12 protein-coding genes and 1 pseudogene are annotated in these 14,464 nt (G+C 66.6%); 6 read left to right on the top strand and 7 right to left on the bottom strand.

Annotated features, from left to right (window positions below; translation table 11 throughout):
• Positions 1 to 26 precede the first annotated feature (26 nt).
• From OG716_RS40475 to OG716_RS40465, 3 genes are all read left to right on the top strand, one after another.
• Positions 27 to 1,457: an acyl-CoA carboxylase subunit beta gene (locus OG716_RS40475; protein WP_405135440.1), complete on the top strand. Its 1,431-nt coding sequence runs from the start codon at positions 27 to 29 to the stop codon at positions 1,455 to 1,457.
• 123 nt (positions 1,458 to 1,580) lie between these two features.
• The gene (locus OG716_RS40470; RefSeq protein ID WP_405135439.1) at positions 1,581 to 2,267 is read left to right on the top strand and encodes a hypothetical protein; all 687 of its coding nucleotides are present in this window, start codon (positions 1,581 to 1,583) and stop codon (positions 2,265 to 2,267) included.
• Positions 2,268 to 2,328: 61 nt separating this feature from the next.
• Complete coding sequence (locus OG716_RS40465; RefSeq protein WP_405135438.1) at positions 2,329 to 3,303, top strand: esterase/lipase family protein; 975 nt, start codon at positions 2,329 to 2,331, stop codon at positions 3,301 to 3,303.
• 7 nt (positions 3,304 to 3,310) lie between these two features.
• Here the strand turns inward: OG716_RS40465 and OG716_RS40460 are convergent, their stop codons facing one another.
• The 6 genes from OG716_RS40460 to OG716_RS40435 form a co-directional block, all read right to left on the bottom strand.
• Positions 3,311 to 3,724 carry a hypothetical protein gene (locus tag OG716_RS40460; protein ID WP_405135437.1) on the bottom strand — a complete coding sequence of 138 codons (414 nt, stop codon included), beginning with the start codon at positions 3,722 to 3,724 and terminating at the stop codon, positions 3,311 to 3,313.
• Positions 3,725 to 3,770: 46 nt separating this feature from the next.
• On the bottom strand, positions 3,771 to 4,307 hold the full coding sequence (locus OG716_RS40455; protein WP_355127083.1) for a DUF3145 domain-containing protein: 537 nt from the start codon (positions 4,305 to 4,307) through the stop codon (positions 3,771 to 3,773).
• Between the two features lie 117 nt (positions 4,308 to 4,424).
• Complete coding sequence (locus OG716_RS40450) at positions 4,425 to 5,237, bottom strand: serine hydrolase domain-containing protein (RefSeq protein ID WP_405135436.1); 813 nt, start codon at positions 5,235 to 5,237, stop codon at positions 4,425 to 4,427.
• 10 nt (positions 5,238 to 5,247) lie between these two features.
• Positions 5,248 to 6,678, bottom strand: coding sequence for an amino acid permease (locus OG716_RS40445; RefSeq protein ID WP_405135435.1), 1,431 nt, complete (start codon positions 6,676 to 6,678; stop codon positions 5,248 to 5,250).
• 1,397 nt (positions 6,679 to 8,075) lie between these two features.
• The gene (locus OG716_RS40440) at positions 8,076 to 9,584 is read right to left on the bottom strand and encodes a DUF222 domain-containing protein (RefSeq protein ID WP_405135434.1); all 1,509 of its coding nucleotides are present in this window, start codon (positions 9,582 to 9,584) and stop codon (positions 8,076 to 8,078) included.
• 144 nt (positions 9,585 to 9,728) lie between these two features.
• Positions 9,729 to 10,097, bottom strand: coding sequence for a MerR family transcriptional regulator (locus OG716_RS40435; RefSeq protein ID WP_405135433.1), 369 nt, complete (start codon positions 10,095 to 10,097; stop codon positions 9,729 to 9,731).
• A 45-nt stretch (positions 10,098 to 10,142) separates the two neighbouring features.
• On the opposite strand from OG716_RS40435, the gene OG716_RS40430 reads away from it, so the two are divergent.
• The 3 genes and pseudogenes from OG716_RS40430 to OG716_RS40420 form a co-directional block, all read left to right on the top strand.
• Positions 10,143 to 10,904 carry an alpha/beta fold hydrolase gene (locus OG716_RS40430; RefSeq protein WP_405135432.1) on the top strand — a complete coding sequence of 254 codons (762 nt, stop codon included), beginning with the start codon at positions 10,143 to 10,145 and terminating at the stop codon, positions 10,902 to 10,904.
• Positions 10,905 to 11,437: 533 nt separating this feature from the next.
• On the top strand, positions 11,438 to 12,628 hold the full coding sequence (locus tag OG716_RS40425) for a serine hydrolase domain-containing protein (protein WP_405135431.1): 1,191 nt from the start codon (positions 11,438 to 11,440) through the stop codon (positions 12,626 to 12,628).
• A 44-nt stretch (positions 12,629 to 12,672) separates the two neighbouring features.
• Positions 12,673 to 13,689: pseudogene (locus OG716_RS40420) on the top strand (agmatine/peptidylarginine deiminase); the annotation flags it as partial.
• Here OG716_RS40420 and OG716_RS40415 read toward each other — a convergent pair.
• Positions 13,686 to 14,282, bottom strand: coding sequence for a DinB family protein (locus tag OG716_RS40415; RefSeq protein ID WP_405135430.1), 597 nt, complete (start codon positions 14,280 to 14,282; stop codon positions 13,686 to 13,688). The pseudogene OG716_RS40420 and the gene OG716_RS40415 overlap by 4 nt on opposite strands.
• Between the last annotated feature and the right edge of the window lie 182 nt (positions 14,283 to 14,464).

Raw genomic sequence — 14,464 nt, 5'->3', positions numbered from 1 at the left:
CTTCCTTAATCCAAGGAGAGTTTGCGATGACCATCATGGCTCCCGCGCACGCGGATACCGTGACCGATCCCCGTGACCCGCTGGGTCGGTTGCAGCGTTTCTTCGATCCCGGAACCGTTCTACCGCTGCACCCCCGCGACAAGTCCGGCGTGCTCGCCGCGATCGGTGAGGTCGACGGCGTTCGCACCGTCGCCTACTGCTCCGACGCGACCGTCATGGGCGGCGCCATGGGTGTCGACGGCTGCAAGCACATCGTCGATGCGATCGATACCGCGATCGACTCCAAGACTCCTGTTGTCGGCATCTGGCATTCGGGCGGCGCCCGGCTCGCCGAAGGTGTCGAAGCATTGCACGCTGTCGGCCTGGTCTTCGAGGCCATGGTCCGCGCGTCCGGCCTGGTCCCGCAGATCTCCGTGGTGCTCGGCTTCGCCGCCGGTGGCGCCGCGTACGGTCCTGCCCTGACCGATATCGTGATCATGGCCCCCGAGGGCCGTATCTTCGTCACCGGCCCCGACGTGGTCCGCAGCGTCACCGGTGAGAACGTGGATATGGCGACCCTGGGCGGGCCGGTCACCCACGGCAAGAAGTCCGGTGTCTGCCACATCGTCGCCAATGACGAGGCCGATGCGCTGCACCGCGGCCGTCGCCTGGTGTCCATGTTCGCCGAGCAGGGCGAGTTCGATCTCGTCGCTGCCGCGCACGGCGATGTGGATCTGAAGGCCATGCTGCCGGCTTCGGCCAAGCGCGCCTACGACGTGAAGCCGATCGTCAACGAGCTGCTCGACAATGTCGACGGCGAAAGCACTTTCGAGGAGATGCAGGGCGGATACGCCCGCAGCATCGTCACCGGTCTGGGCCGTCTCGGCGGCCGCACCGTCGGTGTGCTGGCCAACAACCCGATCCGCATGGGTGGCTGCCTGAACTCCGAAAGTGCCGAGAAGGCAGCGCGTTTCGTGCGCCTGTGCAACTCCTTCGGTATTCCCCTCGTGGTCATCACCGACGTTCCCGGCTACCTGCCCGGCGTCAGCATGGAGTGGGAGGGTGTGGTGCGCCGCGGCGCGAAGCTGCTGCACGCCTTCGCCGAAGCCCGCGTCCCGCGTGTCACCCTGGTGACCCGGAAGATCTACGGCGGCGCCTACATCGCCATGAACGCGCGCTCGCTGGGCGCCACGGCCGTGTACGCCTGGCCCGAGTCCGAGGTCGCCGTCATGGGCGCCAAGGCCGCGGTCGGCATCCTCCACAAGAAGGCCATCGCGGCCGCCCCGGAGGAGGAGCGCGAGGCCCTCATCGAGCGTCTCACCGCCGAGCACGAGCAGATCGCGGGCGGCGTCGAGCGCGCTGTCGCCATCGGCGTCGTGGACGAGATCATCGATCCGGCCAAGACCCGCTCCATCGTCGCCGCCGCACTGGCCGCGGCCCCGTCACGGCCGAGTCACCTGAAGAACATTCCGCTGTAAGTCCTTATGCGGCAACAACTGTGGGCGGTCTCCCCGGAGGCCGCCCACAGTTGCCGGTCCCTGCGGCTATCTTGCTTCGTATGCAGGACACCGAAGGCTATTCAGGACACCGAAGGCACTGCCGTGCGGCGTAAGCCGGTCGTGGTGACGGGATTCCATGAGCCGCAGCCCCTCTCGCTCGCCTGGGAGGACGGCGAACAAGCCGTGTGGGCCGCGATCGATCTCGACAATCGGAACTGGCGGATGCCGGGTGATTGGCAGAAGTCCATCGACAGCGAGCTGAAGTACCCCACCCCGAGCGGTATGCGGCTGTCCTACATCCTGGCATTGGCGCCCGGCGATATCGCCCTGCCCTATCTTCGCCGGCCGCCGTCGGTCAGCCCCGTGGTCCCGATTCAGCCGCTGTGCCGGCTGCTGGCCCGTTTCGGCACGGAGGCAATCGATTTCGTCCTCGCCATCGCGCAGACCAGACGGTCCTTCGTCCCCGCCGCCATGATGCCGATCACCGGATCGGCCATGACCCGGTGGATGGCCAACTGGCTGAACGGCAGGAACTACCACGAGTCGGCTCAGGCCTGGTTCGATCGCCATATCGACTGGGCCGCAGCGGATCTCATCGCCACCACACTCGGCAAGCCCGGCCGGGACCGAAGGTCCGCCGAAACCGCCTTGCGCACACTCGCACTCGTCGATGCCTATCGCGACCTGTTCCTGGCGGTGGCAGCGGATTTCGGACCGGCGGTGGCCGCGCCCATCACAGCGCTCCTCGACCCAACTGACCTCGAGAGCGGTATCGCCTTGTCAGTCTGACTAATCTCTTTGTGCCGCACGCCCATAGGCGCAGTGACGCGCGTCGCATAACTTAGGAAGCATGCGTTCTCTAAATTTGTGGCTCACGCCGCTCCTCGCGGTCCTCGCGGTGCTCGGTTACGGACCGGGCCGCGCCGCCGCCGAGCCGCCACCGTTCCATGTCCCCTGGGGGCCAGTCGAGAACCTGGCCGCGATCCTGCCGAATGTCGTCGACTTCCGCGGCACACCGCCCGGAACGAACGACTGGAGTTGCAAACCCACTGCGGCACACCCGGAACCGGTGGTCCTGGTCTCGGGCACCAGCGCCGGGCCCTCGCAGAACTATCGCTACATCGCGCCCCTGCTGGCCAATAACGGCTACTGCGTCTTCACACTGACCTATGGCATCGACCCGAACACCGTAACCGGCATGCTCGGCGGTCTCGCCCTACCCGGCAATGCCGATATGCGTGCGGTCGCCGCGGGCGAGTTCGCCCCTTTCATCGATCGAGTACTCGCCGCTACCGGCGCCGCCAAGGTCGATCTGATCGGACATTCGCAGGGCACCATCATGCCGCGCTGGTACATCCAATTCCTCGGCGGCGCAGAGAAGGTCGCCAAATCGGTGAATCTGGCTCCGCTGTGGGACGGCACTACCCTGTACGGACTGTCCGCATTGCTCGATGCGATGAAAGCAGCGGGGCTCGCTCCGCTGCTCAGCACGGTGGCAGGGGTTTTCAGCCACTCGGTGCTCGACTTCTTCAGGGGCTCGGACTTCATGAACGCGGTCAACGCGAACGACCCGTTTCCCGCGAGCATCGAATACACCGATATCGTGACCCGCTACGACGAAGCCGTTGTTCCCTACACCAGCGGGATTGCTCCGCCCGGCCCGAACATCACCAATATCGTCCTGCAGGACGCATGCCCGAACGACTTCAGCGAGCATCTCTTCCTGGCCGCCGATCCGATTGCGGGCCAATATATTCTGAATGCGCTCGATCCGGAGAACGCCCAGCCGATCGACTGCACCGGAATACCGCGCAACAGCGGCTAGCGCCGATTCACGAGTAGAGGCGGACCTTTTCGGCGGATTCGTTCTGGCTGGCGCACTCCTGGTAGGAGTTCGGGCTGCCCTGCCGCTCACCGCACACCCAGCGAATGTTGTTGACGGTGACGGGGATGTCGCCCTTGGGCTGGGCTTTGCGCGCGTCGCCGTAAGCATTGGTGACCGCGAGGGCAGTCGCGCAGAAGTCGGTGCCCTTGGTGGTGAGCGCGACAACCGAGAGACCGTTCACGCCGGGACCGCAGTCGACCGCACCATCGGAGGTGACCGTCGGATAGGCATTGTCGCTCGGCGCGGCACTGGACGGAGAGGGTCCCTGGATGGCCTCTTTGGTCGCAGGTGCGCCGTTGCAGGCCGCGAGACTGAGGGCCACGGCGCCGACTAGGGCGAAGGTGGCGACGGTGCGCCGCATGGGAGCTCCTTGATCGAAGGGAGGTGGGCCTGCCGTGCGGGGTGTGTCAGCCGACGTCGCGGCGCAGCCAGGTGACCTCCGCGCCGCCTTCGTCGCCGAGTCGGAGGGGTTCGAGTGCATCGTCCCAGGCGGTGCCGAGGGCGCGGTCGATTTCGGCGGCAATGTCGGTGGCGCTGCCCTGGCCGCGGCCGCGGGCCTCGGCGACGATGGCGCGCAGTCGCATCTCTCCGACCATGACGTCACCGCTGGCGCTGGTCGCGCCGTGCCACAGGCCCAGGCCGGGCACAAAGCTGTAGCGCTCGCCGTCGACGCCTTCGCTGGGTTCCTCGGTGACTTCGAAGGCGAGCACGGGCCAGTCACGCAATGCTCCAGCTAACCGACCGCCGGTACCGACCGGGCCGTACCAATCGGTGGTGGCCCGCAAATTCCCGGGGGCCGCCGGCTGCGCGGTCCAGCGCAGTTTGGCCGGGGCCTTGAGAGTCGAGGTGAGCGTCCATTCGATATGTGGGCACAGCGCGGCAGGCGACGAATGAATGTAGACAACACCAGACGTCGCGTCGGCGAACTGACTAGATCCGCGCACTACTAACACCTCCGGCTTCGACGGGTGCGTCTTCCCCAACGACCCTTCGAGCCAGCGTTGCCCGAGTGTACTGGAGTGCCCGGTGTTGCGTGTGTTACTTATTGTCCGTGTCGGATTTCAAGCAAACTCCGCGATCACAGCGTCACTGAACTTCGGCCACGCCACGCGCGCCCAGTCTCCGAAATTTTCGTCCGTCAGCGCGAGACACGCCATGCCGACTTCCGGATCGATCCACAGAAAAGTGCCGGATTGCCCGAAGTGCCCGTAGGTCCTGCCGGAATTCGCGCCACCGGTCCAGTGCGGGACTTTATGGTCACGAATTTCGAAGCCCAGACCCCAATCGTTGGGCCGCTGCGACCCGTAACCGGGAAGTACACCATTGCGTCCCGGGAACTGCACTGTGCTTGCCTCGGCGAGCAATTCCGCACTCAGAATAGCGGGGTTCAGCAATTCTTCGGCGAATCTTACGAGATCTGCGACCGAGGAGTTCGCCGCATGACCCGCCGGGCCGGCGAGCACCGACGATGCCATGCCGAGCGGCTCGAATACGCCCTCGTGCAGGTAGCGGTCGAACGGGATTCCGGTCTGCTGGGCCACGAAGTCCGCCAGGACCTCGAACCCGGCGCTGGAGTAGATGCGCCGCACGCCCGGTTCGGCGAGCACCTCGCTGGTATCGAAGGCCAGTCCGGAGGTATGCGCGAGCAAATGCCGCACGGTGGCGCCGGGCGGGCCCGCGGGCTGGTCCAGCTCGATCGCGCCCTCCTCCACGGCCACCAGGACGGCGTATGCGACAAGCGGTTTGGTCACCGAGGCGAGCCGGAACACCCGATCGAGGTCGCCCGCGGTATCCAGCACGCCCTTGCCGCGGACCACAACACCCGCCGCGGCATTCCGGACCGGCCACTCTCGAATCTGCTCCAGCGCTCGCACAGGAACGAGCCTACGAGTCGGCATGCACCGCGGCCGGCCGGGGCCGATTCAGCACGGACCGGCGGCGGCCGTAGGTGAAGTAGACGACCAGGCCGACCGCCGACCACAGCGTGAACGCCAGCCAGGTCACGCCGGGCAGATGTGCGAGCAGCCAGACGCACATGCCCACGCCGAGCAGCGGCACCACCGGCACCAGCGTCCGGAAGGTGCGCGGCAGATCGGGTTTGGTGCGGCGCAGCACCAGCACGCCGATATTCACCAGGCCGAAGGAGACCAGCGTGCCGATATTGGTGGCGTTCACCAGTTCGCCCAGCGGAACCAGCGCGGACAGCACCGCGACCAGGCCGCCGACAATGAGGGTATTGGTCGTCGGCACCCGCTTGGCGCCGACCTTGGACAGCACCGTGGGCATGAGCCCGTCACGGGACATGGCGACCAGAATGCGGGTCTGCCCGTACAGCACGGTCAGCACAACGGAGGCGATGGCGATCACCGCGCCTGCGGCCAGAATCGTTGCGGGCCAGCCCCTTCCGGTCACCTGCTCGAGGACGGTGGCCAGCGAGGCTCCGGAACTGCTCACATCGCCGACGCCGACTGCGGCGACCGCGGTGAGTGCGACCAGCACGTACATGAGGGTGACGATGCCGAGCGAAATGATGATGGCGCGCGGCAGATCCCGCTGCGGATTCTTGGCCTCCTCACCCGCGGTGGAGGCGGCGTCGAAACCGATGAAGGAGAAGAACACCATCGACGACGCCGCACTGATGCCCGCCACGCCGGCCGGGGCGAAGGGATGCAGATTCCCGGAATCGAACGCGGTGACCGCCACGACCACGAAGAAGACCAATACCGCGATCTTGATCATGGTGGTGACGGTGGTGACGCGCGCACTCTCCCGAACTCCGCCCAGCAGCACCACGGTCGCGAAGAGCACCACCACCGCCGCGGGCAGATTGACAACCCCGCCCGCACTGGGCGCGGAGGACAGCGCATCCGGAATCCGCCATCCGACGGTCGATCCCAGGAATTCGTTCAAATACGCACCCCACCCGACCGCGACAGCCGCGACCGACACCCCGTACTCCAGCAGCAGGCACCATCCGCACACCCAGGCGACAATCTCCCCGAGCGTGGCATAGGTGTACGAGTAGGCAGACCCCGAGACCGGCACGGCCCCCGCCAATTCTGCGTACGACAGCGCCGAGAACAAGGCCGCCAACGCCGCGACCGCGAACGAGATGACCACAGCGGGCCCGGCCAAGGGCGCGGCCTCACCGAGCACCACGAAGATGCCGGTGCCCAGCGTCGCACCGACCGACAGCGAAATCAGCGCAATGAGCCCCATACTGCGACGCAGCGCGGTGTGCTCCCCCTCCGACGTGAGCTGTTCCACCGGCTTGGTCCGCAGCAACGATGTGGCGATTCGAGGTAGTCGTGGCACGTTCCGGCACGCTACCCGGTCAATGCACCGAATTTCGAAAGCAGCACCCACGCCCCAGTAGCGTCGCGCAACCATTCGGCATTCCCACCCACACTCACACCGAGCACCGCAAACAGCCGCTACACCCGAGACAGCAAGACCCGCCACAGAAGATCGAGCCGAATGCCCGTCCCGTCGTTCTCAATCTCGAGAACAGGACCACAGCCGGTCGACCCCGCCGGTACCGCAGGTATCTCCTTGGCCCGGAAGGTCAATCGGGTACCTCTCCCGACGTGCCCAGCACGGCCATCTCGGGCTTTGCCCGCACCCCCTGCTGACCAACCCTGCCGGGGGAGGCAAGAAACCCAGGTGCACCGACCGTTTCGGCATAGAAACCGTCCGCTGCCGGGGATGGAACAGCGGGTCTCTCAGCGGCACAAAGGGTTATGGGGTCGGTGCCGCGCGGACACCTGCTGTGCGGTCCGGGAGAAGTCCTGTGCGCTGCCCGCTTCGGAGGGATTCGAGGCCGAGATAAGCCGGTGCACCTGGGTTGCTTGCGCCGAGGGGCGGTGGTGGGTTTCTGGGTGCGGGCAGGGCCCGAGATGGCCGTGCTGGTGACCTCGGGTAGGGGTACCCGGTTGACCTTCCGGGCCGAGGAGATACCTGCGGTACCAGCCGGGTCGACCGGCTGTGGTCCGGTTTCACAGACACCACACGAAAAGACAAGAGCCGAAAGACAAGGACGCCTGGAAACAAGGAATCGAAGAACAAGAACCCAGAAGGCCACGTCGGGCAACGGCGTGCAGCAGGAGCGGGAATCAGGCCGACAGGGGGGGCAGCGGCAACGACAACGGCAACGGCAACGGCACCGGCAACGGCACCGGCAACGGCACCGGCAACGGCACCGGCAACGGCACCGGCAACGGCACCGGCAACGGCACCGGCAACGGCACCGGCAACGGCACCGGCAACGGCACCGGCAGGGGCAGCGGCAGCGGGCAGCGGCAGCGGGCAGCGGCAGCGGGCAGCGGCAGCGGGCAGCGGCAGCGGGCAGCGGCAGCGGGCAGCGGCAGCGGGCAGCGGCAGCGGGCAGCGGCAGCGGGCAGCGGCAGCGGGCAGGGGCAGCGGGCAGCGGCAGCGGGCAGGGGCAGCGGGCAGGGGCAGCGGGCAGGGGCAGGGATGACTCGCGGTCTGGCGTGGTGGTGTGGTGGTGTGGTGGTGTGGTCCGGTGGGCGGGCAGAGTCGGTGCTGGCCCTCGGTGGTGTTGCCGCCCTGCGGGTACCCGTCCGGGGCGGGGAAACCTGTTGTCGCGGTCGGGTTGTCCTTGTTCGGCGAGCGAACCGGCCTGAAAGCCGATACGGCAACGACCTCCAGCACCGACAGGAACAACCTGCCGGTGACACCAGAGGCGGGGGAACCTATTGTCGCGGTGGGGATGTGACGACCCGGCCGAGCACCCGGTACCGCACCGGTGACAATCCCGAGGCACGACACACCCTGCGAGGCCGCAGCGACGGCGGAACCTCGGTCAACAACTCACCAGGGTGGTGCAGGTGATTGACCCGCGGCGTCCGGGACGGATCCACATGCGCCGGAGCGATCCACGCCGTCCGGCCCGGAAAATCCGAATCATCACCGAGTTTGATGGTCTTCCACCCGCGTGGCCCGTCCTTGACCAAGGCATGGCAGTGATCACACGCCAAGGTCAGGTTCTCGATATCGGTCGGGCCGCCCTTGCTGAACTCAGTCACATGATGGGCCGCGGCCATACTCGCCGGAGCGCTGCAACCCGGGCGGGTGCACCCGCGTTCGGTGGCGATCAACGCCAGCCGTTGTGCCGGGTTCGCCAACCGGATTTCCCCGATATGCAACGGCATCCCGTTCTTGTTCTTCACGAGCACGAACGTCTTGCAGTGGCGGGCCATCAACCGGAGGGCGTTCTCGACCGGGACCTGCCCACCGGTGGCGGTGGTGGCCACCCCCGCAGCGCGTTCGACATCCTCGATGCTCATCGTCATGATCGTGGAGACCGGCAACCCACGGTGCGATCCCAGCTTGGCGGGGTTGAAGTCCGGGTGCAACACCGCCAGCAACGCATCATGCTGGCGTTGGGCCTTGCTGCGCTCATCACGGGCCGCGCACGCCTCCAGCACATCCCGGGGCACCGGGTTGTCCTCATCCTCGGCCCACGGGCTTTCCTTGTCCGCCGGGTTGCACATCCCCGGACGCGCCAGCTTCGCCATCACCGCATCGAACGCCGCACGAGCATCCGGGGTGAGCTCGACAGTCAGGGTGGACATCAGGTCATAGCGTTGCGGGCTCAGAACCGCACTGCGCTGGTTCTGCCGATCCGCGTCCTCGGTCAGCTTGCCGTCCGGGTCCAGGAAACCCAGGATCATCTCCCCGATCCTCGGCAGATGCGTCGGATCCAGGGCACGCGCCTGGAAGGCGAGTTGCTTCTCGGCGTAGGCGCGGGCTTCGGGAGCGACCTTGCCGGGCAACCGGTTCATCACCTGCCGGATGACCCGCACATGATCGAGCGAAATCGCCCCCTCGTCCAGGGCTTGGGCCGAACACGGCAGCACCGGGGCCGGGTCGGGCTCGTCACCGACGCGATGCCACACCGCGAGATCCTCCGCGCTACGCCACCGGTTGATCGCATCCCCGTGCGAGATATGCAGCACCGCTTGCAAATACAACGCCGGGCTACCGGACCCGTTGAGAGCGGGCAAAGACCGGGCGCAGGCTTGCACGATCAGATCCCGTTGCACCGACGCCAACCGGCGAGTGCAGGTCTCGATCTGCTGCATCAACGCCACGATCTCGTTGTCCGGCACAGGAATCAAAGGCAGAGTGGTGAGGGATTCGACCGCAGCGGCCAGCGCTTGCGCACCGGTCGCGATTGCGGTTTCTCCCCCTGATTCCATGCCTCTATTCTACTCCCGGAAAACAGACCCGGAAAGGCGAATTCCGTTGTGATATAAGGCTATTCAGACTATCCAATCTTTACCATTCGCCGCCCATCGTCCTGTCTCTTCTCGTTTTCTTCCTTCTTCTCCAGGCATCTTTTGTCATCTGTCCTCCCCACCCCGGACCGGAAAATGTCGGGTCAATAGTTCACGTTGGTGCCGGAGTTCGGCGATCTGGTTGTCGAGGCGAGTCAGTCCGTCCTGTGCGACCTTTCGGGAGTGGTCGCAGTGCAGGTAGCCGGCAGCGGTGGCGCAGGGGAGCAGTTCGCGGATGGCGCGGGTGGGGAGTCCGGCGTCGAGGAGTTCGCGGATTCGGTGCACTCGTGAGGTGGCGGTGTGGTCGTAGGTTCGGTAGCCGTTCGAATCACGTTGGGGGACAAGCAGTTCCTGCTCCTCGTAGTAGCGCAGCAGGCGGGCGGGTACGCCGGTGGCGCGCGACAGTTCGCCGATCAGCACTGTGATCCCCTGCACATCGAATTGACCTTCACACTCATGTGAATCCTTAACGTCGCTGCTATGACGAACATTTCACTCTCGACCACAAGTACCGGCTCCGGCCCCGCGATCGTGCTCGCGCATGGTGCGGGCGGCGGTGTAGCGGCCAATTTCGGGTCGCTGATCCCGGTGCTGGCCGAGCACCACACTGTGATCGGCTCCGACTATCCCGCCGACGGCACTGTGCTGGACCTCGATGCGCTCGCCGATGCACTGGTCGCCGAGGCGGTCGGGGCGGGAGCCGCGGAGTTCAGCATTATCGGATTCTCTCTCGGCGCGGCCGTCGCGGTGCGTGCCGCGGTCCGGCACCCTGAGCGAGTGCGCGGCCTGGTGCTCACTGCCGGGTTCGGGCGCGCCGACAGTCGGACGCAGGTGATCGCCGATCACTGGCAGCGAACTCTGGCAGCCGATGACCGCGAAGGCTTCGCCCGCATCGTGCTGCTGACCGGTTTCAGCGCGGAGTTCGTGAATGCCCTCTCCCCCGAACAGGTTTCGGCAGTTCTCGGAGAGATCGCCGCCACTGTTCCCGGCGGCACCGCCGCCCAGGCAGCCTTGGTCGCCACTGCCGATGTCACCGCGGATCTGGCGCATATCGCCGTACCCACCCTCGTTATCGGCCTCACCGGCGATCTCCTGGTCGATCCCGCCAATGCCCGCCGACAGGCCGCGGGCATCCCCGCCGCGGAGTATCTCGAACTGCCCGGCGGCCACGTCGTCATGGTCGAACACCCCGAGCTCTGGCACACGGCGATCACCGAATTCCTCGCCCGCCAGGAAGCGTGAGCACGGGCAAGCACTCACCGTCGGCGGTCAGCTCGCCTTCGCGAACACGTGCGCCAGGCAGCCACGGCCAGTTTCGTCGCGGGCCACAGCAGACTCGCCTTCGCAAACAGGTGTGCCGGGCAGGCACTGCCAGTTTCGTCGCGGGCAGCAGCAGACTCGCCTTCGCGAACCTGCGCGCCGGCAGGCACGGCCCGTGTTGTCACGGTCGGCGGCGGACTCGACTTCATGAACCTGTGCGCCGGGCACGCACCTCCGGTGTTGTCACAGTCAGCGGCGGACTCGACTTCATGAACCTGTGCGCCGGGCACGCACCTCCGGTGTTGTCACAGTCAGCGGCAGACTCGACTTCATGAACCTGTGCGCCGGGCACGCACCTCCGGTGTTGTCACAGTCAGCGGCAGACTCGACTTCATGAACCTGTGCGCCGGGCACGCACCTGCGGTGTTGTCACGGTCAGCAACGGATTCGCGGGCGTGAGCCCGGTGTGCCGTCCGCACGGCAGCGGGTCTCGCCCGGCTAGCATCGGATGCACCATGAGTGAGCAGGTCACGGTCCACGGTCAGGTGGACAGCGGGTTCGGCCCGGTAGCGGATGCATTTCGGCGCAATTTCGAGCAGCACGGGGAGATCGGGGCTGCGGTCGCCGTTTATGCCGGGGATCGGCCGGTGGTGGATCTGTGGGCGGGGTCTCGTGATCGCAAGCGCAGGCTGGGGTGGGAGCGCGACACCATGGCCCCGGTGTGGTCCTCGACCAAGGGGATGACGGCTTTTGTAGTGGCATCGGCGGTTTCGCGGGGGCTGCTCGATTACGAGGCGCCGGTGGCGAAGTACTGGCCGGAGTTCGCGGCCCACGGCAAGGAGTCGATCACCGTCCGGCAGCTGCTGGATCATCAAGCCGGACTGGCGGCGCTGGACCGGCCGGTGCGCCTGCGGGAGATGGCCGATCTGGACGGCCTGGCGGTGCTGCTGGCGGATCAGAAACCGCTGTGGCAGCCGGGAACTCGGCAGGGCTATCACCCGATCACCGCGGGGCTTTACCAGGGTGAGCTGATTCGCCGGGTCGATCCGGCGCATCGCACGCTGGGCCGGGTGTTCGCGGAGGATTTCGCCGCGCCGCTGGGCCTGGACTTCTATATCGGCCTGCCGGAAGAGATCTCGCTGGATCGGGTGGCCACGCTCTCGGCGACTCAGGGCCTGGACATTCTCAAGTACGAGCGGGATCTGCCGCTGCGCATCGGCGCTCAGCTGTACGCCAAACGCGGGCTGTCCTTCCGTGCCTTGAACAGCCCGCAGGTCGGTGCGCCCGCGCGGGCCACGCGCCGCGAATTCCTGGAGGTCGAATCCCCGGCCGCGGGCGGTGTGGGTACCGCGCGCTCCCTGGCCCGGGTCTACGGCGCGGCGGCGGGCGATACCGGAGAACTGCCGATCGACTCGGACCTGTTGCAGCGCTTGGCCGCCGCCGAGACCGCGCAGGACGTCCCGGCCGATGATCTGGTCCTGCTCACCCGGAGCCGGTATCACCTGGGCTTCCGGAAGTCCTGCGGCAGTTTCCGTTTCGGCGCCGACGCGCGTGCGTACGGCACCACCGGTTACGGCGGCTCGTTCGGATTCGCCGATCCGGCAACGGGTCTCGGCTTCGGCTACACCATGAACCGGCTCGGCATGGCCGTCCTCGACGATGTCCGGGCCCGCAATCTCCGTCAAGCTCTGCGCCGCTGTCTCTGACCGCTCCCGGCCGGGAGCGCGACCACCTGATGTGAGGAGCGATTTCGATGCCCTGGGAGATGCCCGACGAAGGCAGGCCGCACCGGCGCACCTGGATGGCATTCGGTGCGAGCGAACGGGTCTGGACCGCCGACCTGCTACCGCTGACGCAGCAGACCCTGGCGAATATCGCGCGCACCATCTCCCGCTTCGAGCCGGTGGCCATGCTGGTGCGCCCGGCGGAGCTGGAGCTGGCGCGAAACCTGCTGGGCCCCGGTATCGAACTGTTCGAGGCTCCGCTGGACGATCTGTGGTTGCGCGATTCCGGCCCGACCTTCGTCGTCGATCCGGACGTGCCCGGAGCCAAAGCCGGCGTCGACTTCAATTTCAACGGCTGGGGCGGCAAACAGGAGCACAGCGAGGATGCGCTCGCAGCCAGCCTTGTCACCGCGCACGCCGGTGCAGACGCCCTGCACACCGAACTGGTGCTGGAGGGCGGCGGCATCGAGGTCGACGGTGCGGGCATGGCGATCCTCACCGAAAGTTCTGTGCTGAAGGACAATCGGAATCCGGACTGGACCAAGCCGGAGGTGGAGCGGGAGCTGCAGCGACTGCTGGGCATCGAGCGGATTCTGTGGCTGCCGGGCATCGCGGGACGCGATATCACCGACGGGCACACCGATTTCTACGCGCGCTTCGCCGGGCCCGGTGTGGTGGTGGCGGGGCTGGAGAACAATCCGGACGCGTACGACTACGAGATCACCCGCATCCACCTCGACATACTGCGGGAGTCCAAGGATCTGTACGGCCGGCCGCTGCACGTCGAGGTGATCGAGGGCCCGAATACCGTGCGGCCGGAGTGGGTGGACGAGGATTTCGCGGCGGGCTACATCAATTTCTATCTCTGCAATGGCGGGGTCATCGCACCGCAGTTCGGTGACGAACCCGCCGATGCCGCCGCCCAGGCCACGCTCGAACGGCTGTATCCGGATCGCGAGGTGGTGCAGATCGAGATCGATGCCATCGCGGCCGGCGGTGGCGGCATCCACTGCACCACCCAGCAGGAACCTGCGGTGCGTTAGGTCGTTGCGGCGCTGCGCTTCTCGACGTCGTGGGCGTGGTGCACCACATCGTGGGTGAAATAGCGCGCCAGTGATTCCACGGTGAACAGCGAACCGTTGCTGCGTTTGGCGGGCCGCTCGCGCTCGCCGGCGGCAACGGATTCGAATGCGCGAGAAGTGGTTTCACCGGCGGCGCGCAGTTCGGCGGCGACCTGTGCCGGGTGCTGCGCGCCGTAGTTCTCCGCGAGCGCGGTGACGTCCTGATCCCAGTCGGCGAACACGGGAATGCCGGAATCGTCGACGACGACCGAGGTGTCGTATCCGCCGATCGGCGGTCCGGGGCGCGCCGAACCGGTGCGGGTGATGTCGAGGCGATGCTCGAAGATGCGGCACACATCGCGGACATGTGCGGCGTACTCGAGCGGCGACCAGGTCGAATCATCCGGCCGCACTGCGGCATTCGGACGATCGAGGGCGGCGGCCAGTGCGGCGGCGCTCGCACGCACCCGCCCCGGGATCGACTCGTACGTGATGGTGTCCGGGTCGAATCCGCATTCGGCGCAGGTGCGTTCGAGCACCCAGGTCCAGTCCTTGGCATCGGGAGCGATCGGCATGCCCATGAACCTAATGTGGCAATAACTTACCGTCCACCAACATTCAGCCACCCGTCGCCAAATTAGCGACAAATGCGCCAGACCTGCGCAGCGGTGCCGCGCGGAACACCCCACCGCAGTTGACTCCGGATCGTTACGCGTAGCACCAGACAGCCATCTGGTGCAGGACGACGCCCCGCCCG

This window comes from Nocardia sp. NBC_01388, from assembly GCF_045040085.1.
Classification (GTDB): domain Bacteria; phylum Actinomycetota; class Actinomycetes; order Mycobacteriales; family Mycobacteriaceae; genus Nocardia.
This window is presented reverse-complemented; position numbering and strand designations above follow the sequence as displayed.

Bases quoted from the DNA above. Each gene is read 5' to 3' on its own strand.
- OG716_RS40475 (WP_405135440.1), top strand. From the start codon at position 27: ATGACCATCATGGCTCCCGCGCACGCGGATACCGTGACCGATCCCCGT.
- OG716_RS40465 (WP_405135438.1), top strand. From the start codon at position 2,329: ATGCGTTCTCTAAATTTGTGGCTCACGCCGCTCCTCGCGGTCCTCGCG.
- OG716_RS40460 (WP_405135437.1), bottom strand. From the start codon at position 3,724: ATGCGGCGCACCGTCGCCACCTTCGCCCTAGTCGGCGCCGTGGCCCTC.
- OG716_RS40440 (WP_405135434.1), bottom strand. From the start codon at position 9,584: ATGGAATCAGGGGGAGAAACCGCAATCGCGACCGGTGCGCAAGCGCTG.
- OG716_RS40430 (WP_405135432.1), top strand. From the start codon at position 10,143: ATGACGAACATTTCACTCTCGACCACAAGTACCGGCTCCGGCCCCGCG.
- OG716_RS40425 (WP_405135431.1), top strand. From the start codon at position 11,438: ATGAGTGAGCAGGTCACGGTCCACGGTCAGGTGGACAGCGGGTTCGGC.
- OG716_RS40415 (WP_405135430.1), bottom strand. From the start codon at position 14,282: ATGCCGATCGCTCCCGATGCCAAGGACTGGACCTGGGTGCTCGAACGC.